Genomic DNA, 25,056 nt, shown 5'->3' with positions numbered 1-25,056 from the left:
AATTAACGGGATTTAAATTGGCAAATATATTAGCCATCGACACCTCTTCAGCATGGTGTTCGGTGGCTTTATCGTTAGAAGGTCAGGCAGTGCAATTCAGGCATGAAGCTGTCACAGCTGGCGCTAGCCAATTGCTATTGCCATGGATTGAGTCGCTCTTAAGCGATGCAAAAGCTTCCCTGGAAGACCTTGATGCGATTGCTGTAGGTAACGGTCCTGGTGCGTTTACTGGTGTACGTTTAGGTGTGGCCGCAGTACAGGGCTTGGCTGTTTCGCAAAACATTCCGGTTGTGCCGGTATGTAGCCTTGATGCCATCGCTGCCCAACTTTTAGATTCAGAAGTATTCAAATCCTCCCAACCTCAGCGATTGATGATTGCAATTGATGCTCGGATGGAAGAGGTCTATTGGGCTTCTTACGACATTCAAGAGGGGTGCTTGCCAAGTCGCATTGGCGATATTCACCTGACCAAGCCAGAAGATCTCAATTTAGAAGACATGCAATTACTTGCTGGTAGTGCTTTAAATGCCTATAGCCAACGCTTACCGCAATTCACAGGTCCAATCGATCCAGATATCTCCATTTCCGCATTGGGTATTTTGAAATGTGCACAGCAGTCCCTACAAGACGGGGTACATTGCGAAGTTCGACAACTAGAGCCCCTGTATGTGCGAGATAAAGTGGCATTTACTACTGCCGAACGGGAAGAGGGCAAGAGGTAATGTCGGATCACAAAACAGCAGAAGGCGCTGCAGAACTTTCCTTCTTGCCGATGCAGCAAGCTGACTTAGACGATGTCTTGAAGATTGAATCTGTTTCCCATATTCATCCTTGGACAAAAGGCAACTTTTCAGATTCATTGGCGGCAGGCCATTGGGCTTATTGCATTCGGCCACAAGAAGATCAAATGGTAAAGGGGTCCTATTTGGATCCAGCGGTGCTTTGGGCCTATTGCATCTTGTTTCCTGCTGTTGATGAATTACATCTCCTCAACATCACCGTTTCACCTCATTTACGCAAGCTGGGACTAGGGCAAAGAATGATGGCAGCTATAGAGGGCGTGGCTTTCCAGCAAAAGATGCCGAGAATCATCTTGGAGGTAAGACCAACGAATACAGCAGCTTTAGCCCTGTACCAAAAATTGGGTTACGAGCAAATTGGTATTCGTAAAAATTATTACCCTGCAAGCCCAGAAACTGGTGGACGAGAAGACGCTCTTGTATTGGCTAAATCGATTAAGCTAGAGGCATGAGCAACAATTCAACCTTCTTAAAGGAAATGGGCATCACCGAGTGGACATCTCGGGATGCAATTCAAGCACATCCTGAAACATCTGTTGCAGTAAGTTCTCGAGCCGTTCCACAAGAGACGCAAACCTCCCCAAGAGCGAGCAATGGTATGTGGTGGTTTTTTGGAAACGAACCACAGGGCGATGCCAAAATTTTGTTTCAAAATCTCATCAGGGTGCTTGGTCTAGCTAAGAATGAGTGGTCCTGGAAGAATCCATCAGAGAACCTGGGCCAATTAACAAACCCCGATTCACCAGTAGTTGCGATTGCATTTGGTGGGCCAGTTGCTCAAAAGATAACCGGGGAAAGAGATCCGCTGCCGCAGTTGCGCGAAACGGTTCTTGCTTTAAATACGGGCAACGAAGAAGAGATTCCGGTGATTGCTTCTTTTGAGTTAAATCAAGTACTCACAAAGCCAAAAGAGAAGGCTATGCTTTGGCAGGATTTATTGATGGCTCGCTCGGTGCTGCAAAACATCTAAAGACTTCCGGAGGATAAGCTTAGTGCTTATGTTCGCCGATGAGGTGCATGGAGTCATATTCCGCTTGGTTTCTGGCGTGACGTTTAATAACCAGCCACATAATTAAACTCACGGCTACACCAAACCCAACGATCACTATTTGAATTGGTACATCTAGCCAAATGAGTAGCGAGTAGATCAATAGCATCATCAGTACTGAAATATTTTCATTAAAGTTCTGAACGGCAATGGAGTGACCTGCAGACATGAGTACATGTCCGCGATGTTGCAGCAGTGCATTCATTGGCACTACAAAGTAACCCGCTAGCCAGCCCACCAGAATTAATAAGAAATAAGCTGGCAATAAATTGAGAGTGACATCAAATTTACCGAAGCTAAAAATGCTTGTGTTAGGCAGTAAATCGGAGTTGTAGACTGCCATTACGCAGACAACTAAACCCATTGCAATTCCATAAGGTAAAACATCCAAAGATCTGCGCAGAGGTATACGCCACGCAGCATAGACAGCTCCACCAGCTACACCTACGGCAGAGATCGCTTGCAAAATAGCGCCCTGAGACAAATTCATGTGGAGGGCTACTTGCGCCCACTTGATCACAATAAATTGTAGGGTAGCGCCGGCACCCCAGAATAGAGTAGTAACTGCCAAGGAAATTTGACCCAGGCGATCATTCCAAAGCGTTTTAAAGCAAATAGCGAAATCTTTTACTAATTCAATTGGATTGGTCTTTTGGGAAACGTAGCGTGCGCCAGTATCCGGAATCTTTAGGTTGATGAGTGCTGCAACAACATAAATCATCATGATGATCATGATTGCTGATTCAGCCGGTGTATCAATGCCGGTTTCAAAAGTCGGCATATCTAAGGCGAGCAGACTTTGGGAGACTGTGGTGCTAATAAGAACGCCGCCCAATACCGTACCTAAAATGATGGACCCAACTGTTAGGCCCTCAATCCAGCCGTTGGCTGCAACTAATTTTTCTGGTGGAAGCAGTTCGGTCAAAATTCCGTACTTTGCAGGCGAGTATGCAGCTGCTCCCAGGCCAACAATGGCATATGAGAGCAAAGGGTGGCTTCCAAAGAGCATGGCCACGCAGCCGATAAACTTAATCGTGTTCGTAATGAACATGACGTTGCCCTTAGGGCGGGAATCAGCGAAAGCGCCTACAAAGGCTGCCAAGAGGACGTAGGACAGCACAAAGAACAATTTGAGCAAAGGGGTCATCCAGGCCGGAGCGTGGAGCTGGGCCAGGAGGGCAATAGCCGCTATCAGGAGAGCATTATCAGCAAGCGACGAAAAAAATTGCGCCGCCATAATGATGTAAAAGCTACGGTTCATTCGTACAATCTAGTCATTACTACAATTAAAACATGAAAGGAGGGGTGATTATGGGCGATTCAGCTAACGGCATGATTAATAGACCAATTTTGGCCTCTATTCATACTGCCGCCTTTCAGCATAATTTAAACCGAGTTCGAGAATTGGCGCCAGAGTCCAAGATCTGGTCGGTTATTAAGGCCCGCGCCTATGGCCATTGCTTTGATGCCGCCTTAAAGGGGCTTGCTTCTACAGATGGCTTTGCTCTATTGGATATTCAGGATGCAACATGGCTTCGTCAACATGGTTGGCAGGGTCGAATACTGCTACTAGAAGGCTTTTTTCATGAAAATGAGCTCAGCCTTGCAGAGGAATTGGCTTGCGATTTGGTTGTCCATTGCGAAGCTCAAGTGGAGTGGCTTGAGCGTTTTAAAGCCAAAAACCATAAGCCATTTAATGTCTTTCTCAAAATGAATACTGGTATGAACCGTTTGGGGTTTAAGCCAGAGGCCTACAGAACAGCATTTCACCGCTTGCATGCTGCTGGATATCACATGCACCACATGACTCATTTTGCCAATGCGGACCAAGTGGATCAATCTCCGACTGTTGGCGCTCAGCAAGAGTTGTTTAACCAAACCATTGAAGGGTTAGAGGGTTCTACTTCGCTAGCTAATTCAGCAGCTATTTTGTGGCATCGAAATGCATTGGGTGACTGGGTTCGTCCCGGCATCATGCTTTATGGCGCATCACCAACAGGATTGCATGCCGATGTTGAGCATGCCAATCTACAAGCGGTAATGCAGTTACATAGCGAAATTATTGATATTCAGGATCTCCAGAAGGGCGATCGCATAGGCTATGGTGGTCGCTATGAGGCAACGGAAGCAATGCGTGTAGGTATCGTGGCTTGTGGTTACGCAGATGGTTATCCGAGGCACGCTAAAGACGGCACCCCCGTCTGGGTTGCCCATGGCGAAGAAGGAGTTATTTGTCCTTTGGTGGGAAGAGTTTCCATGGACATGTTGGCGATTGATTTGCGTAATGCGCCTAATGCAGACATTGGTACCGCTGTGCAACTTTGGGGTGACAAAGTTCCGGTGGATGACGTTGCAAAAATGAGCGACACGATTGGTTACGAATTACTCTGTGCCTTAGCTCCAAGGGTGCCTGTAGCCATCAAATAAAAAATCCTCCAGTACGGAGGATTTTTTTTATGCAAGTAATGCACATACATTATTTATTCCAGAACTGCCACCAGCTACGCTCTTTTTTAACACGTTGACCAGTTAACATCATCTGGCTATCTGGGAAGTTCAGTTTAAACACACGCGCAGAGTCGTTACTTAATTGTGTCATACCAAGTTTCTCATATGACTTAGTCAGAATGTAAAGCGCCTCTTCTACAGCAGGTGCGCGGTCATAATCTCGAATAACCAATTGAGCACGATTCGCGGCAGCTAAATAGGCGCCACGTTGGTAGTAATATCGCGCTACGATGACATCCGCTTCAGCTAGAGAGTTAACGATATAGCGCATACGATCCAAGGCATCTGGTGCATATTTGCTATTAGGGAAACGCTCAACAACAACTTTGAACGATTCAAATGCTTCTTTAGCTGCTTTAGGATCACGCTCGCTCAGATCCTGACCAGTAAATTTCCCCAGCCATCCCAAGTCGTCATTGAAGGTAATGAGACCTTTTAGGTAATAAGCGTAATCGAGATTTGGGCTGCCTTGATGCAATTTGATAAAGCGATCAATAGCAACTAGTGCTTGAGTTTGTTCTTGGGCTTTCCAATAGCAATAAGCAGCATTAATTTGTGCCTGTTGAGAATACGGACCAAATGGAAAGCGAGCCTCGAGCTTCTCAAAGTATTTTCCGCACTTAGCAAAGTCAGCGTCGTTTAACTTATCCGTAGCTTCTGAATAAAGTTTTGCCTCTGACCAGATGTCGGTGTCGTCTTTGTTGCCGTCACTGCCTGCGCAACCACTCAAGAGCGTCAAGGCGAAAAGTAAGGCCAAAACTATGGCAATCGGCATGCTGCTTAAATTGCGAATCTTCTTTTGTGTGGAAGAATTCCCAGCAAGCCTTAAACTGGCGTCTGATATTACGTCGGACATAACTGAAAGGCTCTTTAAGCGTGGCATTGCCGCAAACTCCTGATTCGAATCCCATTGATTATATCGATGATGAGGATTTCATCTCCCTAGAAATACCCTTGGAGATGGCTGGCGAGCGCTTGGACAAGGTGCTGGCGGGCTCCTTGCCTGATTATTCACGCAATCGTCTAAAGGCTTGGGTGGAGGCCGGAGCGGTTATGGTCGATGGAAAGGTCACTAAAGCCCGCTATCTTCTTCGAGGAGGCGAGAGTATTAAGGTGTTTCCGCAGGAAATGCCCGAGCAATTTGCTTTTAGTCCTGAAAATATCCCTCTAGATGTAGTTTATGAGGATGAAGACATCATTGTGGTCAATAAACCGCCTGGTTTGGTGGTTCACCCAGCTGCAGGCAATTGGTCCGGAACTTTGTTAAATGGACTCCTTTTTCATTATCCTGAGTTAAAGATGCTACCCAGGGCGGGTATTGTCCATCGACTAGATAAGGACACATCAGGCTTGATGGTTGTGGCAAGAACATCCCAAGCGCAAACCTCTTTAGTGCGCCAACTGCAAGATAGAACAGTAGGGCGACGCTATTTAGCGTGGGTTTGGGGTGATGCACCAAGTCAAGGGAAGGTTTTGGCTTCCGTTGGTCGTGATCAGCGGGATCGCCTCAAAATGGCTGCAGGCAGCCCCCAAGGCAAGCCTGCCGCTACTTTGTTTCGTCGCTTAGCCAAGGGCCTCGTAAAAGAGTCACCAGTCACCCTGTTGGAGTGCCGACTAGAAACTGGACGCACTCATCAAATTCGAGTTCACCTAGAGTCACTAGGCTTTCCATTGGTTGGCGATCCTGTCTATCGCAAAAAAACACCAGGGGTAGCAAAAGATATTCAATTTAGTCACCAGGCCTTGCACGCATTTGCATTAAGTCTTCAGCATCCAGTGAAAAATGAATTGATGACTTGGTTCCGTCTTCCTCCGCAGGACATATTAGATTTGTTACCTCAGTTAGAGATGAGTGAGGAAGTGCTACCCAAAGAAGCTGTGGTCCTAGCCTCTATACAAAATGAATCACAAGCATGACTTTGATAAGTCCTCGGTGGCAAGCCCCAGCTTCTGTAAAAGCGCAAGTTAGTACTCGAACTGGTGGGCTGAGTGCATCTCCCTTTGAATCTTTAAACCTGGGCGATCATGTCGGCGATCATATTGAGGACGTATTGGCTAATAGAGCAATCTTCACCAAGACCTTGCCTAACAAGCCCTTGTGGCTAAAGCAAACACATAGCACGGTGGTAAGCACCCCTGAAACACGTAGAACAAAATCTGGCGATGTGATCGATGCTGATGCATCAGTCACCAATATCGCGAACGAGGTCCTGGTGATCATGACTGCGGATTGTTTGCCGGCGTTGTTTACTAATTCAAAAGGGACTGTTGTTGGTGCAGCACATGCAGGATGGAGAGGGCTTTGCGCTGGAGTTTTGGAAAACACCGTTACTGAAATGCTGCGTCTATCCGAAGAAAGTTCCGCATCTGATTTGCTAGTCTGGCTGGGTCCTGCAATAGGGCCAGAGTCATTTGAAGTGGGCGAGGATGTTGTAAAGGCGTTTAGAGCTTCTGGATTACCTTTTTCAGAGGAGGCATTTAAGCCTATTACTAGTAAATCTGGAAAATTTTTAGCTGATATTTATCGTTTGGCTAGCGATCGTCTTCAAGCCTGTGGCGTGACATCAATATTTGGTGGTGAATACTGCACCGTGAGAGATGGTGATCAGTTTTTCTCCTACAGGCGTGATGGCGAAACAGGTAGATTTGCTTCTGCTATCTGGATAGCAAAATAATTAATACGCCATTCTATGAGGGTAACTACTAGATTCTCTCTAGGGCTAGGGTTATTGCGTATAACTCTATAGTGCTTAAGGGCGGAGAATGTCTCTAACTAATCGAAGAGACTACTATGTTTGCAGGCATGAATACCGGTGCAACGCCATCTTTGGCGCCGCATCACATGGCACTAATTCCGCCAGAGCGTTTATCTGAAATCCAAAAAGAATATTTCACAGAACTAGCGCACATCGCAACCAATCCTGAAGCGATTGAAGTCAAAGATCGTCGTTTTGCAGGAAAGGCATGGCACTCCTCATGGAGCAAAGTCATTGCAGCAACTTACTTGCTTAACTCTAAGCATTTAATGGCCTTGGCCAAAGCAGTAGAAACAGATGAAAAGTCTAAGCAGAAAATTCTGTTCACAACAGAGCAGATGATTGATGCGCTTTCACCATCCAATTTTATTGCAACTAACCCAGAAGTACTGGAGAGCATCATCAGCTCCCAAGGACAGTCCATTCAAAAAGGGATTGTGAACTTATTGGGGGATATGAAAAAAGGTAAGGTCTCCCAAACGGATGAGTCCGCCTTTGAAGTGGGAAAAAATATTGCCACAACGGAAGGTCACGTGGTGTTCCGTAATGAACTCTTTGAGTTAATTCAATACACACCATTAACAGATCAAGTATTCGAGCGTCCTTATTTAATGGTGCCACCTTGCATCAATAAATACTACATTCTGGATTTGCAACCAGATAACTCTGTAGTTCGACATATGGTGAGCCAAGGTCACACCGTATTTTTGGTGTCTTGGAAAAATCCAGATGCCTCCATGGCTGAGGTGAGTTGGGATGATTATGTTGGCAAGGGCGTCATTAAAGCGATTGAAGTAGTTAAAGATATCGGAGGCACCAAGCAAATTAATATCTTGGGATTCTGCGTTGGCGGCACCTTAACCACATCTGCATTAGCGGTATTGGCGGCTCGCGATGAGCATCCGGCTGCTAGCTTAACCCTATTTACTACCTTATTGGATTTCACCAATACCGGCATCCTGGATGTCTTTATTGATGAAGGCATGGTTGAAATGCGCGAGAACACCATCGGCGGTAAGGGCGGCAAGTACGGCATGATGTCTGGGTTAGACCTGGGCAACACCTTTTCTTTCTTGCGTCCAAACGATTTAGTTTGGAATTACGTTGTAGAGAATTATCTGAAAGGAAATTCACCGCCACCATTTGACCTGCTCTATTGGAATGGCGATTCCACGAACTTGCCTGGTGCAATGTATTGCTGGTATTTGCGTCACACTTATTTGCAAAATGATTTGGTTAAACCAGGCAAGGTCAAAATCTGTGGCGAGAAGATTGATCTCGGCAAGATTAAATGCCCGGCGTATTTATATGCCTCACAAGAGGACCACATTGTTCCTTGGCAATCAGCTTATGAGTCCACGCATATTCTTAAAGGTAAGAACCGATTTGTCTTGGGTGCATCAGGCCATATTGCCGGCGTAATTAATCCGCCAGCAAAAAACAAGCGTTACTACTTTGAAAACAACAAGCTTGCACCAACGGCAGCAGAATGGCTAGAGGGTGCTAAACAAATTTCTGGAAGCTGGTGGCCAGATTACACAAAATGGCTGGAGCAATTTGGTGGCGAGAAAAAGCCAGCAAGTACTACCTTTGGTAATGCCAAGTACAAAAAAATGGAAGCAGCACCTGGTGTGTATGTCAAAGAAAAAGCAACACCAGAAATCGCAAACTAATTAACTAAGGTTTTTAAAAGGGGAAAGTAATGTCTCAAAAAGTCGCATATGTAACTGGTGGTATGGGTGGTATTGGCACCGCTATTTGTCAACGCCTTGCTAAAGATGGCTTTAAGGTGATCGCCGGTTGTGGTCCAAATTCACCACGTAAAGACCGCTGGTTGGGTGAGCAAAAGGCGCTAGGTTATGACTTCATTGCTTCCGAGGGTAACGTTTCTGACTGGGATAGCACGGTTGCCGCTTTTGAAAAGGTAAAGGCCGATGTTGGGCGTGTAGATGTATTAGTAAACAATGCCGGCATTACCCGTGATAGCGTATTCCGCAAGATGACTCCTGATGCATGGAAAGCGGTTATTGATACCAACCTCAACTCTTTGTTCAATGTAACCAAGCAAGTAATCGATGGCATGGTTGAAAATAATTGGGGTCGGATTATTAATATTTCTTCTGTGAATGGTCAAAAAGGCCAATTTGGTCAAGCAAACTATTCAACAGCTAAGGCCGGCCTGCATGGTTTCACTATGGCTTTGGCTCAAGAGGTGGCCACTAAAGGGGTTACCGTGAATACGGTGTCTCCTGGTTACATCGGTACAGATATGGTTAAAGCGATCCGTGAGGATGTTTTGGAAAAGATTGTCTCTGGCATTCCGGTGAAACGTTTAGGTACTCCTGAGGAAATCGCTTCTATTTGCTGCTGGATTGCATCTGATGATGGTGGATATGCTACAGGCGCTGATTTCTCATTAAACGGCGGAATTCATACTGGCTAATATTGCACTGCAGCAATTATTAGAGTATTTGTAGTACGCAACACAGCGTATTTACCTTTAGGTCAAACTAGGGATAAACTACGCTGATGTTGCGATGCAGTAATGAGTAAGGAAAAAAATGGTAACCCGTGCAAAACGAGCTGGCGAAGATCGGCTCATCAAGAAGTACCCAAATCGCCGTCTCTACGATACCCAGACCAGCACTTATGTAACGCTGTCTGACATCAAGAATTTGGTTATGGGCAGCGAAGTATTTAAAGTTGTTGATGCTAAAACTGAAGAAGATCTAACACGCAACATCTTGTTGCAAATTATTCTTGAGGAAGAGGCGGGTGGTGCACCTGTGTTCTCTTCCCAAATGCTTTCTCAAATCATTCGCTTCTATGGAAACTCCATGCAAGGCTTGATGGGTAATTACCTTGAGAAGACCATGCAGTCATTCGTGGACATCCACAATAAGCTTGGTGATCAAACCAAAGGTTTAGGTGCTGGCAGCACTCCAGAAGCTTGGTCTCAAATGATGAATATTCAGAACCCCCTCATGCAAGGTCTGATGGGCAACTACATGGAACAGAGCAAAGACCTCTTCATTAAGATGCAAGAGCAGATGCAGGGATCTCAGAATATTTTTGGTAACTTCCCGTTTACGCCCCAGCCTAATAAAACTGAAAAAGAATAGTTGTGGCTGGAAAAATAGGATTTGTATCCTTAGGCTGTCCTAAGGCGTTAGTAGATTCAGAGCTCATCCTCACGCAATTGAGCGCCGAGGGATATGAAACTGCCAAGGATTATTCCGGCGCGGATCTGGTAGTAGTTAATACCTGCGGCTTTATTGATTCCGCTGTTGAAGAAAGTCTCTCAGCAATTGGCGAAGCGTTAGCAGAAAACGGCAAAGTGATTGTGACTGGTTGCCTCGGTGCCAGAAAGAATGCTGATGGCTCTGATCTCATTCAGAGCATTCACCCTAAAGTCCTTGCTGTTACAGGGCCGCACGCTACTGATGAAGTAATGCAAGCCATTCATTTGCATCTTCCCAAGCCACATGATCCATTTACAGATTTAGTTCCGCCAGCTGGCCTAAAGCTGACTCCTAAGCATTACGCCTATCTCAAGATTAGCGAAGGCTGTAATCATCGCTGTACTTTTTGCATCATTCCAAACATGCGCGGTGATTTGGTATCGCGTCCAATTGGTGAGGTATTGCTTGAGGCAAAGCGTTTATTTGAGTCGGGCGTAAAAGAATTATTAGTTGTTTCTCAGGACACTAGTGCTTATGGCGTTGATATCCAGTACCGCACTGGTTTCTGGGACGGTAAGCCTGTAAAAACCAAAATGTTTGATTTGGTAAACGCCTTAAATCAAATTGCGCGTGAACATCAAGCATGGGTGAGATTGCACTATGTCTATCCTTATCCGCATGTAGATGATGTTCTCCCATTGATGGCGGAGTTCTCAGAGCATGGTTATGGTGTTTTGCCTTACTTAGATATTCCATTACAGCATGCGCATCCAGACGTCCTAAAGCGCATGAAGCGTCCTGCTAGCGGCGAGAAAAATATTGAGCGCATCACGTCTTGGCGTGAAGCCTGTCCTGATTTAGTCATCAGAAGTACTTTCATTGCTGGCTTTCCTGGTGAGTCTGAAGAAGAGTTTGAGTATTTGCTTAACTTCTTAGATGAAGCGCAAATTGATAGAGCAGGTTGTTTTGCCTATTCGCCAGTTGAGGGTGCCACAGCAAACCAGCTGGATAACCCCGTCCCGGATGAAATTCGTGAGGAGCGGCGTGCTCGCTTTATGGCAAAAGCGGAAGAAATCTCGATAAAACGACTTGCTAAAAAAATAGGCAAACGTGTTCAGGTCATTATTGACCGCTTAGATGAATCGGGCGGAATAGGCAGAACTATTGGCGATGCCCCTGAAATTGATGGTTTGGTGAGGGTTTTGCCTGCTAGCAAGCCCTCTAAACGCTATCGTGCTGGCGAAATCATTCGTGCAACAGTCATTAGCTCCCAAGGGCATGACCTAATAGCCGAAACTTGACGAATCGAATAAAACTGATAGTTGGATTGCTTATTTAGTAATTATTTAGTGCAGTGTCAGCCTAATTATTAGGCTTAGCAAAGGGGATTGATATGAGTCGTGATGTCGTTGTCTTAAGTGCAGTTCGTTCCGCAATTGGCACCTTTAATGGTTCCCTCAGCAGCTTTGAGCCTTCAGAGCTCGGCGGCATTGTGATGAAAGAGGCGGTTGCACGCTCTGGTGTAGATCCGGCGTTAATTAATTACATTACCGTAGGAAATACGATTCCTACGGATAGTCGTTATGCCTATGTTGCTCGTGTGGCTTCGATTCAAGCAGGCCTTCCAATGGAGTCCGTAGCGATGGCGCTCAATCGTTTGTGCAGCTCCGGCTTGCAAGCGATCGTGACCACTGCTCAGCAAATCCTGTTGGGTGATTGTGATTATGGTGTTGGTGGTGGTGTTGAAGTAATGTCACGTGGTATGTATGGTTCACCAGCAATGCGCAGTGGTGCACGTATGGGTGATACCAAAATGCTTGACTTGATGGTTGCTGTTTTAACTGACCCATTTGGTGTTGGCCATATGGGCGTAACTGCAGAAAACCTTGTTGAAAAATGGAAACTTACTCGTGAAGAGCAAGATGCATTGGCAGTTGAGTCACACCGCCGTGCAGCAAACGCAATCAAAGAAGGGCGTTTCAAATCTCAGATCGTTCCAATCACTATCAAGACCCGCAAGGGCGATATCGTGTTTGATACTGACGAGCATTGCAAGCCAGACACCACAATGGAAACACTTGGCAAGATGAAGGCCGTGTTTAAGAAAGAAGGTGGGTCTGTTACTGCCGGTAACGCATCCGGCATTAACGATGGTGCTGCATTCTTCGTCTTGGCAGATGCTGAGACTGCTAAGAAAGCTGGTCATAAGCCAATCGCACGTTTAGTGTCCTATGCAGTTGCTGGTGTGCCAAACCACATCATGGGTGAAGGCCCAATTCCTGCAACTAAATTGGCTCTTGAGCGCGCCGGCCTCAAATTAGATCAAATCGATGTGATTGAATCTAACGAAGCTTTTGCTGCACAAGCATTGGCCGTTACTAAAGGTTTGGGTTTGGACCCAGCTAAGACCAATGTGAATGGTGGGGCGATTGCATTGGGTCACCCAATCGGTTGCTCTGGTGCGGCGATTGCGACCAAGGCAATTCATGAGTTACACCGCGTTCAAGGCAAGTACGCTTTGGTAACAATGTGTATTGGTGGCGGTCAAGGTATTGCTACTATTTTTGAGCGTCTCTAAAAAAGTTACCCTGATCTCTTAGTTAAAGCATTAAGAGATCAGTAGTAAAGCAGCATCTAAGCCGACTCGGTCAAAAGCCGCGTCGGCTTTTTCTTTGACAACAGGTTTTGCTTTGTAGGCAACGCTAATACCAGAGCCATTCATCATAATCAAATCATTCGCGCCATCACCCATGGTTATAGCGTTTACTTTTGTACAGCCAAGTCGTGCGCATGCAGCATCCAAATGAGCAGCTTTCGCCGCACCATCGACGATGTCACCAAGTACTTTGCCGGTCAATTTGCCGTCAATAATTTCTAAGGTATTAGCCTGGGTTTGTTTGAAACCCAATTGCTGGCGTAACTTCTCAGTAAAGAAGGTAAAGCCGCCAGAAACTAACAATGTATATATTCCACGCGCATGAGCGCCAGCCAAGAGTTCTGTTGCACCAGGGTTAGGGCGTAAGCGATCACGATAGACAGATTCAAGCGCATCTGCATGAACGCCCTCAAGTAGCGCCACACGCCTCCTAAGACTTTCTTGGAAGTCCTTGATTTCCCCGCGCATAGTGGCTTCGGTAATTTCAGATACAGCCGATTTCTTGCCGGTGAAATCCGCAATCTCATCAATACATTCAATATTGATCAGTGTTGAGTCCATGTCCATTGCGAGCACGCGAATATCTTGCGGCAGGAGATCTGGCCTCAAGAAGCAGAGATCCGCATTAAAGTTTGCGGTTAAGGTGCGCAGTTGCTCACGTTGGGCTGTTTCAATGTGCGCGCTTGATTCAAAGCGCTCGGAATAATAAGCGCCATTACTGACTTGACCGCCAATGGAGTGTAGCGAGATACCATGCTGTAAGGCTTGATCTTTTAGTGAAAAGATCAGCTTTTCAGATAAGGGGGCTCTGGATATCACTACAAGTACTTGATTGCTCATGGCTTAATAATAATCGGATTATTGACCCGTCTTCATTGGGCTTAAAACAGCGGATTCATTCAGGCGTCTGAGGACTTGCCTAATGGCATCAAGGCGTTGTTCCAATCTCTCAAACTCACGGTCTTTTTGAGGCAGCACTTTTAACTTGTCTTGACCATTGAGTTGAATATATTTCGATGACTGGATCAGTTGGATGATCTTCATTGGATCAATCGGTGGGTTCGGAATAAATTGAATCTGAATAGACATTGGTGTTGCGTCAATCTTTTTAATGCCAAACCCTGTCATTTCTAGACGCAAGCGGTGGGTTTCATAAAAAGACTTCGCTTGATCTGGTAAATCCCCAAATCGATCCACCAGTTCCTCACGTAAGCCCATCAATTCAGAGAAGTCATGAGTGCTGGCAAAACGTTTGTATAGCGAGAGTCGCTCATGGACATCGGGACAGTAATCGTCTGGAAGTAGGGCGGGTACACCGAGATTCACATCCGTAGTAGCTTGTAATGGAGAGAGAAGGTCTGGCTCTTTACCACTACGCAAGGATTTCACGGCACGATTCAGCATTTCGGTATAAAGCTGAAATCCTATTTCATGAATTTCACCGGATTGTTTATCACCCAAAACTTCACCAGCGCCACGAATTTCTAAATCGTGCATCGCTAAATAGAAACCAGAGCCCAATTCTTCCATTGCTTGAATTGCATTCAAGCGTAATTGTGCTTGTTTGCTGAGTGCTTCTGGATCGGGTACGAGCAGATAGGCATAAGCCTGGTGATGTGAGCGGCCCACACGTCCACGCAATTGGTGAAGCTGGGCTAGACCAAACTTATCTGCACGGTGCATGATGATGGTATTAGCCGTAGGAACATCAATACCAGTTTCAATAATGGTAGTGCACAACAAGATATTGGTGCGTTGTGTCACAAATTCACGCATGACCGATTCAAGTTCACGTTCATGCATTTGTCCATGGGCCACACTAATGCGCGCCTCTGGAATTAATTCCTGCAAAGCGTGTTTGCGATTCTGAATAGTCTCTACTTCGTTGTGCAAGAAATAGACTTGGCCACCACGCTTAATTTCGCGCAGCACGGCTTCACGTATAACGCCATCACCTTCACGACGTACAAAAGTCTTAATTGCTAAGCGCTTCTGAGGGGCAGTAGCAATGATGGAAAACTCTCTCAAGCCTTCCATTGCCATACCCAAAGTTCTGGGAATTGGGGTGGCAGTAAGCGTCAAGATGTCTACTTCAGCGCGAAGTGCCTTAAGAGCATCTTTTTGGCGGACACCAAAGCGATGCTCTTCATCAACAATCACCAATCCCAAATTCGCAAACTGCGTCTCTTTGGAAAGCAGTTTGTGCGTTCCAATAATGATGTCAGCCTCACCCTTAGCAATGGCTTCTAAGGCTGCATTAATTTCTTTGGTCGTTTTAAAGCGGGATAACTCAACAATGCGGACGGGCCAATCGGCAAAGCGATCTTTCCATGTGGCAACGTGTTGCTCAGCAAGTAGGGTGGTTGGAGCCAAAATGGCTACTTGCTTGCCGCCCATTACCGCAACAAAACTAGCGCGTAAGGCTACTTCCGTTTTACCAAAGCCAACATCGCCACAAACTAAGCGATCCATTGGTGTTCCGCTAGTCATGTCACCAATCACTGCGGCGATGGCATTAGCTTGATCGGGAGTTTCTTCAAAGCCAAAGCTTTCCGCAAAAGCGGCATAGTCATGGGCCGAGAATTCAAAAGCATGACCCTTGCGAATGGCCCTTGCAGCATATAAACCTAGCAACTCAGCAGCTGTGTCACGAATTTGCTGAGCCGCCTTTCGCTTTGCTTTGTCCCACTGGCCTGAGCCTAATTGATGAAGCGGCGCCGAATCCGGATCTGAGCCAGCATAACGAGTCACCATTTCTAATTGCTGTACTGGGACATATAAAGTAGCTTGACCTGCATATTGCAAATGCAAGAACTCTTCGAAAATAGGTGCTTCTTTAGGCGGCGCAAGATTTAGAAGTACCAAGCCTTGATAACGCCCAATACCATGCTCAGCATGTACTACCGGATCGCCGATTTTCAGTTCCGACAGATCCTTAAATAGCATGTCAGGATCGGCATTCTCGTTTGCCTTGCCTTTGCGTCGTTGTCTTGCGGTAGTAGTAAATAGCTCTGCTTCAGTAACGACGATGAGATTTTCTCTTGGCCAAGAGAAGCCGTTAAAGAGTGGTGCCGTTACCAATCCAAATAGCGAGCCACTCTTGATGAAATCGGCAATACTATCGAAGCCCTCAGGCTTCAATGGGTAAAGGGGTTTGCCATCTAGTCCAGTAACTGAATTGCTCTCTTCGAAAAGTTGCCGAATGGATTCTTTACGTCCCGCACTGTCGCTACATATTAGGACACGTGATTTTTCCGCTGCAACTATTTTGCGTAAACGGTTGATGGGATCTGCGTCCCGTCGATGTACCGCAATATCAGGCACTGCAGAAAACTCATTTTGTTCAGAGCCTTCCTTTTCAAAAGCTAAACGTGCATACGGTTTAGATGTTGTAAAAAATTCAACAACATCTAAAAATAATTCCTTAGGCGGTAGGATGGGGCGATCTAAATCGTGTTTTAGAAACTCATATCGAGAAAGCGTGTCTTTCCAGAACCCCTTGATAGTCTCTTCAACATCGCCAATGCTGACTAGCCAAACGGGGTCACCAGACCTGGGGAAGTAGTCAAATAAATTGGATTGCTCTTCAAAAAAGAGCGGTAAATAGGATTCGATTCCGGCGCTAGGTATACCTAGGTTGGCGTCCTTATAAATAGAGCAGCGACTTGGATCACCTTCAAACACTTCCCGCCAGCGCCCCCTGAATGCGGTGCGAGAGGCATCATCAAATGGAAATTCATGTCCTGGCAGCAAGCGTATTTCTTTTACGGGATATAGGCTGCGTTGAGTATCGGGATCGAATGCACGAATTTGCTCAATCTCATCGCCAAATAAATCCAATCGATAAGGAAGATTGGATCCCATGGGAAATAAATCAAACAAGCCACCGCGAATACTATATTCACCAGGGCGCATCACAGCGCTTACTGGATCGTAACCAGCTTGTTGCAACTGCAGCTTTAATGCTGCCTCATTAAGTTTGTCGCCTTGCCTAAAGAAAAAGGTGTGGCCTGATAGAAAACCAGGAGGGCCTAGTCTCTGAAGAGCGGTTGTAACAGGGACCAAAACAATGTCACAGCTGCCATTGAGCAATTCATAAAGAGTGGCAAGTCTTTCCGACACCAAGTCTTGATGCGGTGAAAAATGGTCATAGGGAAGAATTTCCCAATCGGGTAGAAGCCTGGTTTTTAGTTGTGGGGCAAAAGCGGGGATTTCTTCTAATAGACGTTGAGCCTCCTGCGCTTGGGCACAAAAAATCACCATTACTGAGAATTTATCGCGATAGCGAAGGGCGTTTTGCGCTATTAAAGCGGCATCAGCCGAGCCAATCAGCCCTGAAAAGGTAAAGCGCTGCCCAGCCCGGGGAGCGGGTATAGGGGGTGCTAGATTTAATACGTCAGACATCTAGGCTCATTATAGAATCAGGTATGCCTTCCGGAAATCCTTCAAAAAAGAAATGTCATGCACTTTTGCCAACTGCTGGTACTGGTTCACGCCTTGGCGGTGAGTTGCCTAAGCAATTTCAGCATCTGGCTGGAAAGCCGATGCTTTGTTATGCAATAGAATCTTTTTTGAATACCCCTCGAGTTGAGTCAATCTGGATTGGAGTTAGCCCCGGTTTTATTGACAACCCCATTTTGCAAACGATTGCTAAGGGCACCAAGGGAATTGAATTTTTACCAACTGGTGGCCCAACTCGACAAGAAACAGTCAGAAATACTTTAGCGGCAATGCTCAAAGCTGGCATCGCTGAGGATGACTGGATATTGGTTCACGATGCTGCTAGACCGGGAATCACACCAGCTCTCATTGAGAAATTAATCAACGCTGTTCAGATGTCCAATGCTGGCGGTATCTTGGCTGTGCCTTTGGCGGACACATTGAAGCAAGCAGATCTAGATTCAGTCATAGTAGGCAACATCCCGCACTCTGAAAGAACGATTCCACGCGAACATCTCTGGCAGGCACAAACCCCTCAGATGTTTGGTTTGAAGCAGTTGCACGATGCTCTCGAAAGCGCTATTCGTCTTGAAGCTGACGTTACTGATGAGGCCAGCGCAATTGAGTTGGCAGGCTCTAAGCCTCTGCTGATAGAGGGTGCTGCTCGCAACTTTAAAGTTACTCATCCCGCTGATTGGGATCTAATGCAATTGCTTTTAAGCTCTGCCACTCGATAAAGAATCAATATGACCCAAAGCGCTCCTCACATTCCTCAGTTTCGTATTGGCCAGGGGTATGACGTTCACGCACTGGTTGCTGACCGCAAACTTATTCTAGGGGGTGTTCAAATCCCTTTTGAGAAGGGTTTATTGGGTCATTCCGATGCTGATGTGCTATTGCATGCCTTAACGGATGCCTTACTGGGGGCTGCTGGTTTAAATGACATTGGACAGCTATTTCCGGATACGGATCCCGAATTTAAGGATATGGATAGCCGGATTTTGCTCCGGGCCGCACTCCAAAAGGTTCAGGCAGCAGGATTCCAAATTGGCAATGTAGATGCCACCATTATTTGCCAAAAGCCTAAATTGGCTGATTTTTTACCTGAAATGGTCCGTAATATTGCGTCTGATTTGGCTGTTACCCCCAGCCATGTGAACCTCAAGGCCAAGACCAATGAATCTCTCGGGCACCTGGGCAGGGGAGAGGGCATTGCCGTCCATGCGGTAGCTTTGCTCTACAAGGCCTAAAACAATCTCTAAAACCCTAGGCATTGTAGAATTACGGTCTTTAGAGTGAAGTCTAAGCTTGGCAGTTTGCGGATATTTGCGAGGATGGCGAAATTGGTAGACGCACCAGGTTTAGGTCCTGACGCCAGAAATGGTGTGGGGGTTCGAGTCCCCCTCCTCGCACCACAAGATTGCTACTTGGCTTGGACTTCACATTTCCAGATCTTCAATTAAGAGACGAGAATGGCTGTGCAGATAGAAAATTTAGGTTCACTAGACCGCAAAATGACTTTGGAATTCGCTCGTGCCGATTTGGCAAAAGCCCGTGAAGCCCGTTTGGCTAAAGTTGGTAAGACCATGAAAATGGCAGGCTTTCGTCCTGGCAAAGTTCCAAAGAACCTCGTTGAAAAACAGCACGGTATGCAAGTAGATTTCGAGTTGCAATTCGATAAAGCTGCTGAAATGTTTTATGAGCTAGCCCAAAAAGAGGGCGTTGCTTTAGCAGGTCAACCACGTCTTGAACCAAAGAGTGAGATTGATGCTGACAAGATTGTCTTTGATGCTTTTTTTGAAGTCTTGCCTGAAGTGAAAATTGGCGACTTTACAAAGGCTGAAGTTACTAAATACGTAACCGATATTGGTGAAGCTGAAATCGATCGCGCATTAGATGTATTACGCAAGCAGCAAGTTCATTACCACCCGCGCGGTGAGGCTGGAGCCGATGGCGATGGCGGTTCTAATACCGCAGCACAAAATGGTGACCAAGTGGTTATCGATTTTGTTGGCAAGATTGATGGTATTGAATTCGCTGGTGGTAAAGCAGAAAACTTCGAATATGTATTGGGTGAAGGTCGCATGCTTCCTGAGTTTGAGGCTGCAACTTTGGGCCTTAAAGCGGGCGAAAGCAAATCATTCCCATTGAGCTTCCCGGCTGATTACCATGGTAAAGATGTTGCAGGCAAAACAGCTGAGTTCACGATTGCCGTGAAATCAGTTAACTGGCCACATTTACCAGCAGTTGATGATGCATTTGCATTGTCGTTGGGTGTTGCTGAAGGCGGCGTTACAAAGATGCGCGCTGAAGTAAAAGAGAATTTAGATCGCGAAGTAAAGCGTCGCATCACTTCGCTATTGAAAAACGAGGTGATGGATAAGCTCAACAGCTTGTGTGAATTAGACGTTCCTAAATCATTGGTTGCTTCAGAGCAAGAGCGTTTGGTTGAAGGTGCGCGTCAAGACCTGATGCAGCGCGGCGTTCCTAATGCCAAAGATGCGCCAATTCCAGCGGAGATTTTTGCTGAACAAGCTACTAAACGCGTTCGCCTTGGCTTGATCTTGAGTGAGTTGGTTAAAAAGCAAAACTTGGCCGCTACAGCCGATCAAATCAAAGCTGAGATTGATGAGCAGGCTGCAACATATGAAGATCCAAAAGAAGTGGTGCGTTGGTTCTATAGCAATCCAAGCCGTTTGAAGGATATCGAGAACCTGGTCCTTGAAGATAACGTCATTAAATTCTTCACATCTCAAGCCAAAGTGAGTGATAAGGCTGTGACTTTTGAAGAGCTCAGCAAGCTAAACTAAGCAATCTACTTACCTATAAGAGGTTTCAAAATGATCCACAATCATTCACAGTCTGAAAATCTAGAACCAAAAGGCCTGGGCTTGGTTCCAATGGTGATCGAAACCTCTGGTAGAGGTGAGCGCGCTTACGATATCTACTCCAGATTGTTGCGTGAACGGGTTGTCTTTTTGGTTGGCGAAGTAAACGACCAAACCGCTAACTTGGTGATTGCTCAGTTATTGTTCCTTGAGAGCGAGAACCCAGATAAAGAAATTTCTCTGTACATCAACTCTCCTGGTGGATCTGTATCTGCAGGCTTGGCTATTTACGACACTATGCAATTTATAAAGCCGCATGTAAGTACTTTGTGTATGGGTATGGCTGCAAGTATGGGAGCATTCTTGTTGTGCGCTGGTGAAAAAGGTAAGCGTTATGCGTTACCGAATTCACGTGTGATGATTCATCAGCCTTTGGGCGGTGCGCGTGGCCAAGCATCTGATATTGAAATTCAAGCCCGTGAAATTTTGTACTTGCGCGAACGACTCAACAAAATTTTGGCTGACCGCACTGGTCAATCGATTGAAACAATTGCAAAAGATACTGACCGCGATAACTTTATGTCAGCTGAGCAAGCCCGCGAGTATGGTTTGATCGACAAGGTTATTGAGAAGCGCCCTTAGTTTACTTAATCATTATTTACAGAGCCTATTTTGAGCGATACAAATTTAACTAATTCATCAGATAAAGTTCTGTATTGTTCTTTTTGTGGCAAGAGTCAGCACGAAGTAAAAAAACTTATTGCTGGTCCATCTGTTTTTATTTGTGATGAGTGTATAGATCTTTGTACCGATATTATTCAAGAAGAGATTGCCAAGCTTCCCAAGGAAGAGGGTGATGATTCCTTACCAACACCGCATCAGATTCGTGAAAATTTAGATCAGTATGTCATCGGTCAAGATCACGCCAAAAAGACTTTAGCTGTAGCGGTATACAACCATTACAAACGCCTGCAGTATTTGCCTAAGCCAAAAAAAGAGAAGTTGGATAAAGATGGTAAGCCGGTAGAGGGCTTAGATAAGAAAGAATCCAAGGTTCCAGCTAAGGCAATGGTGGACGGTGTGGAGCTTGCAAAGAGCAACATTCTCTTAATCGGTCCTACTGGTTCAGGCAAGACCCTTTTAGCTCAGACTTTAGCTCGTATGCTGGACGTCCCATTTGTGATGGCTGATGCAACAACCTTAACCGAAGCTGGTTATGTCGGCGAAGACGTTGAAAATATTATTCAAAAGCTTCTGCAAGCGTGCGACTACAACGTAGAAAAAGCGCAACGCGGCATTGTTTACATTGATGAGATCGATAAGATTTCTCGTAAATCCGATAACCCTTCCATCACTCGCGATGTATCCGGTGAAGGTGTTCAACAGGCGTTGTTAAAACTTGTTGAAGGCACCATGGCTTCCGTTCCGCCACAAGGTGGTCGCAAGCATCCCAATCAAGATTTCTTGCAAGTAGATACAACGAATATTTTGTTTATTTGCGGCGGCGCTTTTGATGGTCTTGAAAAGGTCATTCAACAGCGTACCGCTAAAACAGGCATTGGTTTTAATGCAACCGTTCCAGGTAAAGATGATCGCGGTGTAAGCGACCTCCTGATCGAAGTAGAGCCAGAAGACTTAATTAAGTTTGGCTTGATTCCAGAGTTAATTGGCCGTCTGCCGGTTGTGGCTACTTTGGCCCAATTGGATGAAGAGGCTTTAATTCAGATTCTGACTGAGCCTAAAAACGCTTTGGTTAAGCAATATCAAGCTCTCCTGACCATGGAGGGCTCTGAGCTTGAGGTTCGCCGCGAGGCTTTATCCGCCATCGCTAAAAAGGCAATTGCGCGTAAAACTGGTGCTCGCGGACTTAGATCCATCCTTGAAGGCTCTTTAATGGATGTGATGTATGACCTGCCATCTCTCAAGAATGTCCAAAAAGTCGTTATCGACGAAAGCAGCATTGCCGAGGGTGGAAAACCTCTTTTGGTCTACAAGCAAGACGTCGAAGAGGCAGATTTGAGCAAAAAAGCCTAAATTCTTAGGGTTTTCGCTATTTTTTGGTCATTTTTGCCCTCTTTTTGTCTTTTTGCCCCTTGTTTTTCTCTAAAGTCTACCCATATAGGTAGTATGCTACTCATAAATAATGTCTCTATTTAGTGGTTGTTTAATAACTATCACTATTAAAGGCTTTTGAGGATTGATTACTTTGGAGGATTTGCCCCATGCCTGGCCACTTATTACTACCCTCTGAACCCATTCAACTACCTTTACTCCCATTAAGGGACGTAGTTGTATTTCCTCACATGGTGATCCCTTTGTTTGTGGGTCGCCCTAAATCCATCAAAGCCCTCGAGGCAGCTATGGAAACTGGCAAAAATGTCCTTTTAGTGGCCCAAAAAGCGGCCGCTAAGGATGAGCCTGTTATTGAAGATCTGTATGAGGTTGGCTGTATTGCCAATATTTTGCAAATGTTGAAGTTGCCTGATGGCACTGTCAAAGTATTGGTTGAAGGTGTTCAGCGTGCTGAAGTAAGTCAAATTGAAGATAGCCTTGGCTACTTCAATTGTGAAGCAACACCAACAGCCATTAACGCTATCGATGCGCATGAAACAGAAGCATTACGTCGCGCAATCATGGCGCAGTTCGATCAATACGTAAAACTAAACAAAAAGGTACCTCAGGAGATCCTGTCTTCATTAGGTGGGATTGATGATCCAAGTCGCTTAGCTGACACCATTTGTGCACACTTACCAGTCAAGCTTGAGCAGAAACAGCGCTTGCTTGAAATGACCGATGTTGTGCAGCGCTTAGAAAGCTTGTTGGCTGATCTCGAAAGTGAGATTGATATTCTTCAGGTGGAGAAACGTATTCGTGGACGTGTAAAGCGTCAGATGGAAAAGAGTCAGCGCGAGTACTACTTGAACGAACAAGTTAAAGCGATTCAGAAAGAATTAGGTGAGGGCGAAGAGGGTGCTGATCTAGAAGAGCTAGAGAAGCGCATTAAAGCTGCACGCATGCCTAAGGAAGCTTTGAAAAAAGCAGAATCCGAACTCAAGAAGCTGAAATTAATGTCACCGATGTCCGCTGAGGCAACGGTTATCCGTAACTTTATCGACACGCTGGTCAATTTGCCTTGGAAGAAAAAAACCAAGATTAATAATGACCTCACTAATGCTGAAAAAGTATTGGATGAAGATCACTATGGTCTGGACAAAGTTAAAGAACGTATCTTGGAGTACCTCGCAGTTCAACAACGAGTTGATCGCGTGAAGGCACCCATTCTTTGCTTAGTAGGCCCTCCTGGTGTTGGTAAAACATCGCTTGGTCAATCCATTGCACGCGCTACGAACAGAAAGTTTGTACGCATGGCTTTAGGTGGAGTGCGTGATGAATCCGAGATTCGTGGTCATCGTAGAACTTATATTGGTTCAATGCCCGGCAAGATTCTGACAAGCCTTACTAAGGTTGGTGTGCGCAATCCTTTATTCCTCTTGGACGAAGTTGACAAGATGGGCATGGATTTCCGCGGAGATCCGGCTAGCGCCTTGTTGGAGGTTTTGGATCCAGAGCAAAACCATACATTCCAAGATCACTATGTTGAGGTAGATTTTGACCTCTCTGACGTCATGTTTGTGGCGACCTCGAATTCTTTGAATATTCCAGGTCCGCTACTGGATCGTCTAGAAATTATTCGTTTGGCTGGTTATACAGAGGATGAAAAAACCAGTATTGCTGTTAATTATTTGATTCCTAAACAAATCAAAAATAATGGCTTGAAAAAAGACGAACTCAAGATTGAAGATAGTGCCGTTCGTAATATGATCCGTTATTACACACGCGAGGCTGGCGTACGTTCTTTAGAGCGTGAAATTAGCAAGATCTGCCGTAAGGTGGTCAAGCTCTTGCTCTTGAAGAAAGAGGCTGCTCCAGTTGTTGTGAATGCGGATAACTTAGAGAAGTTCCTCTCAGTTCGTATGTATGATTTTGGTTTAGCTGGTAAAGAGAATCAAGTGGGTCAAGTTACTGGTTTGGCTTGGACTGAGGTTGGCGGTGATTTGCTCACCATTGAGGCTGCTGTAATGCCTGGTAAAGGGGTTATTACTCGCACTGGTTCTATCGGTGATGTAATGAAAGAATCCGTGGAGGCAGCCCGTACCGTTGTTCGGTCCAGATCTAAGCGTCTAGGAATTGCGGATGAGTCGTTTGAGAAGAAAGATATTCATATTCACTTCCCTGATGGCGCAACACCTAAGGATGGTCCATCTGCCGGTATCGCAATTACAACAGCCTTGGTTTCTGTATTTACTGGTATTCCGATTCGATCGGATGTTGCCATGACTGGTGAAATTACTTTACGCGGTGAAGTGCTTCCAATTGGCGGCTTGAAAGAAAAGCTCTTGGCTGCACATCGCGGAGGTATTAAGCTGGCCTTGATTCCGGAGGAGAACGTAAAAGATCTCATCGACATTCCGGATAACGTTAAGAATGCCATTGAGATAGTTCCTGTACGCTGGATCGATAAAGTTTTGGAGTTGGCGCTAGAGCGTATGCCAGAAGCGCTGCCAGACCCTACGCCGGAAGAGCTTGCTAAAAAGGCAGCAGAGGCCAGCAAGGCAAACGACAAGGGCGCAGCTGCAGACGTTCTTAAGCACTGAAAATAGGGCGGTTTTCCGTTAAATTGACCCCATCATTTGAGGTCGATTTAGCGGAAATTTCCCCCGAAATCCACGCTTAGGTTACAATCACACCTTGTAATATTTTGGGGCGCTTAGCTCAGTTGGTAGAGCGTCTGCCTTACACGCAGAATGTCGGGAGTTCGAGCCTCTCAGCGCCCACCA

The 25,056-nt window shown here is 45.8% G+C and carries 21 protein-coding genes and 2 tRNA genes; 19 read left to right on the top strand and 4 right to left on the bottom strand.

The annotated features are described in order from the left end of the window. Nucleotides 1-17 precede the first annotated feature (17 nt). Genes tsaB through ICN19_RS09100 form a run of 3 tightly spaced genes read left to right on the top strand, consistent with a single transcriptional unit; the run spans nt 18 to nt 1,770 of the window. Nucleotides 18-722 (top strand): tRNA (adenosine(37)-N6)-threonylcarbamoyltransferase complex dimerization subunit type 1 TsaB, encoded by a 705-nt coding sequence (gene tsaB / locus ICN19_RS09110; protein ID WP_255536986.1) that lies wholly within the window; start codon nt 18-20, stop codon nt 720-722. Beyond that, a complete protein-coding gene (gene rimI, locus ICN19_RS09105; protein WP_216247236.1) occupies nt 722-1,252 on the top strand; it encodes a ribosomal protein S18-alanine N-acetyltransferase in 531 nt (176 codons plus the stop codon). Before tsaB ends, rimI begins: the two co-directional genes overlap by 1 nt. Further along, nucleotides 1,249-1,770 (top strand): DNA polymerase III subunit psi, encoded by a 522-nt coding sequence (locus tag ICN19_RS09100; protein WP_216247235.1) that lies wholly within the window; start codon nt 1,249-1,251, stop codon nt 1,768-1,770. The genes rimI and ICN19_RS09100 overlap by 4 nt, the downstream gene beginning before the upstream one ends. Before the next feature lie 19 nt (nt 1,771-1,789). Here the strand turns inward: ICN19_RS09100 and lplT are convergent, their stop codons facing one another. Further along, nucleotides 1,790-3,109, bottom strand: coding sequence for a lysophospholipid transporter LplT (lplT, locus tag ICN19_RS09095; RefSeq protein WP_216247234.1), 1,320 nt, complete (start codon nt 3,107-3,109; stop codon nt 1,790-1,792). 74 nt (nt 3,110-3,183) lie between these two features. On the opposite strand from lplT, the gene alr reads away from it, so the two are divergent. Continuing rightward, entirely contained in the window at nt 3,184-4,275 is a 1,092-nt protein-coding gene (gene alr, locus ICN19_RS09090; RefSeq protein WP_216247350.1) for an alanine racemase, read from the top strand. Between the two features lie 49 nt (nt 4,276-4,324). Here alr and ICN19_RS09085 read toward each other — a convergent pair whose 3' ends face one another. Further along, nucleotides 4,325-5,131: an outer membrane protein assembly factor BamD gene (locus tag ICN19_RS09085; RefSeq protein WP_370625198.1), complete on the bottom strand. Its 807-nt coding sequence runs from the start codon at nt 5,129-5,131 to the stop codon at nt 4,325-4,327. A gap of 101 nt (nt 5,132-5,232) precedes the next feature. Between ICN19_RS09085 and ICN19_RS09080 the strand changes: the two genes are divergently transcribed. The 7 genes from ICN19_RS09080 to ICN19_RS09050 all read left to right on the top strand — a co-directional run bounded on the left by ICN19_RS09080 (nt 5,233) and on the right by ICN19_RS09050 (nt 12,872). Continuing rightward, on the top strand, nt 5,233-6,273 hold the full coding sequence (locus tag ICN19_RS09080) for an RluA family pseudouridine synthase (protein ID WP_216247227.1): 1,041 nt from the start codon (nt 5,233-5,235) through the stop codon (nt 6,271-6,273). Further along, nucleotides 6,270-7,031, top strand: coding sequence for a peptidoglycan editing factor PgeF (pgeF, locus tag ICN19_RS09075; protein WP_216247226.1), 762 nt, complete (start codon nt 6,270-6,272; stop codon nt 7,029-7,031). The genes ICN19_RS09080 and pgeF overlap by 4 nt, the downstream gene beginning before the upstream one ends. Nucleotides 7,032-7,147: 116 nt before the next feature. Next, on the top strand, nt 7,148-8,785 hold the full coding sequence (gene phaC / locus ICN19_RS09070) for a class I poly(R)-hydroxyalkanoic acid synthase (protein ID WP_216247225.1): 1,638 nt from the start codon (nt 7,148-7,150) through the stop codon (nt 8,783-8,785). Nucleotides 8,786-8,814: 29 nt separating this feature from the next. Next, nucleotides 8,815-9,555, top strand: coding sequence for a 3-ketoacyl-ACP reductase (locus tag ICN19_RS09065; RefSeq protein WP_216247224.1), 741 nt, complete (start codon nt 8,815-8,817; stop codon nt 9,553-9,555). Nucleotides 9,556-9,673: 118 nt separating this feature from the next. After that, nucleotides 9,674-10,234, top strand: coding sequence for a polyhydroxyalkanoate synthesis repressor PhaR (phaR, locus tag ICN19_RS09060; protein WP_216214797.1), 561 nt, complete (start codon nt 9,674-9,676; stop codon nt 10,232-10,234). Between the two features lie 2 nt (nt 10,235-10,236). Then, nucleotides 10,237-11,595 carry a 30S ribosomal protein S12 methylthiotransferase RimO gene (gene rimO / locus ICN19_RS09055; protein ID WP_216247223.1) on the top strand — a complete coding sequence of 453 codons (1,359 nt, stop codon included), beginning with the start codon at nt 10,237-10,239 and terminating at the stop codon, nt 11,593-11,595. 92 nt (nt 11,596-11,687) lie between these two features. Next, nucleotides 11,688-12,872: an acetyl-CoA C-acyltransferase family protein gene (locus ICN19_RS09050; protein WP_216247221.1), complete on the top strand. Its 1,185-nt coding sequence runs from the start codon at nt 11,688-11,690 to the stop codon at nt 12,870-12,872. Nucleotides 12,873-12,902: 30 nt separating this feature from the next. Here the strand turns inward: ICN19_RS09050 and serB are convergent, their stop codons facing one another. Together serB and mfd are read right to left on the bottom strand one after the other, a co-directional pair. Next, entirely contained in the window at nt 12,903-13,790 is an 888-nt protein-coding gene (serB, locus tag ICN19_RS09045; RefSeq protein ID WP_216247219.1) for a phosphoserine phosphatase SerB, read from the bottom strand. 18 nt (nt 13,791-13,808) lie between these two features. Next, complete coding sequence (gene mfd / locus ICN19_RS09040; protein ID WP_216247217.1) at nt 13,809-17,354, bottom strand: transcription-repair coupling factor; 3,546 nt, start codon at nt 17,352-17,354, stop codon at nt 13,809-13,811. 23 nt (nt 17,355-17,377) lie between these two features. Here mfd and ispD point away from each other — a divergent pair, with 23 nt between their 5' ends. The 8 genes from ispD (at nt 17,378) to ICN19_RS09000 (ending at nt 25,056) form a co-directional block, all read left to right on the top strand. Further along, complete coding sequence (gene ispD / locus ICN19_RS09035; RefSeq protein ID WP_216247215.1) at nt 17,378-18,127, top strand: 2-C-methyl-D-erythritol 4-phosphate cytidylyltransferase; 750 nt, start codon at nt 17,378-17,380, stop codon at nt 18,125-18,127. Between the two features lie 9 nt (nt 18,128-18,136). Next, nucleotides 18,137-18,640: a 2-C-methyl-D-erythritol 2,4-cyclodiphosphate synthase gene (ispF, locus tag ICN19_RS09030; RefSeq protein ID WP_216247213.1), complete on the top strand. Its 504-nt coding sequence runs from the start codon at nt 18,137-18,139 to the stop codon at nt 18,638-18,640. 78 nt (nt 18,641-18,718) lie between these two features. Further along, a tRNA-Leu gene (locus ICN19_RS09025) sits at nt 18,719-18,805 on the top strand. A 57-nt stretch (nt 18,806-18,862) separates the two neighbouring features. Further along, a complete protein-coding gene (tig, locus tag ICN19_RS09020; protein WP_216247212.1) occupies nt 18,863-20,200 on the top strand; it encodes a trigger factor in 1,338 nt (445 codons plus the stop codon). Nucleotides 20,201-20,230: 30 nt separating this feature from the next. Beyond that, nucleotides 20,231-20,860, top strand: a complete 630-nt coding sequence (gene clpP, locus ICN19_RS09015) for an ATP-dependent Clp endopeptidase proteolytic subunit ClpP (protein WP_216247210.1) — start codon at nt 20,231-20,233, stop codon at nt 20,858-20,860. A gap of 30 nt (nt 20,861-20,890) precedes the next feature. After that, nucleotides 20,891-22,252 (top strand): ATP-dependent Clp protease ATP-binding subunit ClpX, encoded by a 1,362-nt coding sequence (clpX, locus tag ICN19_RS09010; protein ID WP_216247208.1) that lies wholly within the window; start codon nt 20,891-20,893, stop codon nt 22,250-22,252. Between the two features lie 188 nt (nt 22,253-22,440). Then, the gene (gene lon / locus ICN19_RS09005; RefSeq protein WP_216214830.1) at nt 22,441-24,873 is read left to right on the top strand and encodes an endopeptidase La; all 2,433 of its coding nucleotides are present in this window, start codon (nt 22,441-22,443) and stop codon (nt 24,871-24,873) included. Nucleotides 24,874-24,980: 107 nt separating this feature from the next. Further along, nucleotides 24,981-25,056: transfer RNA gene (locus ICN19_RS09000), tRNA-Val, on the top strand.

Origin of the sequence: Polynucleobacter sp. AP-Capit-er-40B-B4 (assembly GCF_018882245.1) — a bacterium.
Classification (GTDB): domain Bacteria; phylum Pseudomonadota; class Gammaproteobacteria; order Burkholderiales; family Burkholderiaceae; genus Polynucleobacter.
This window is presented reverse-complemented; position numbering and strand designations above follow the sequence as displayed.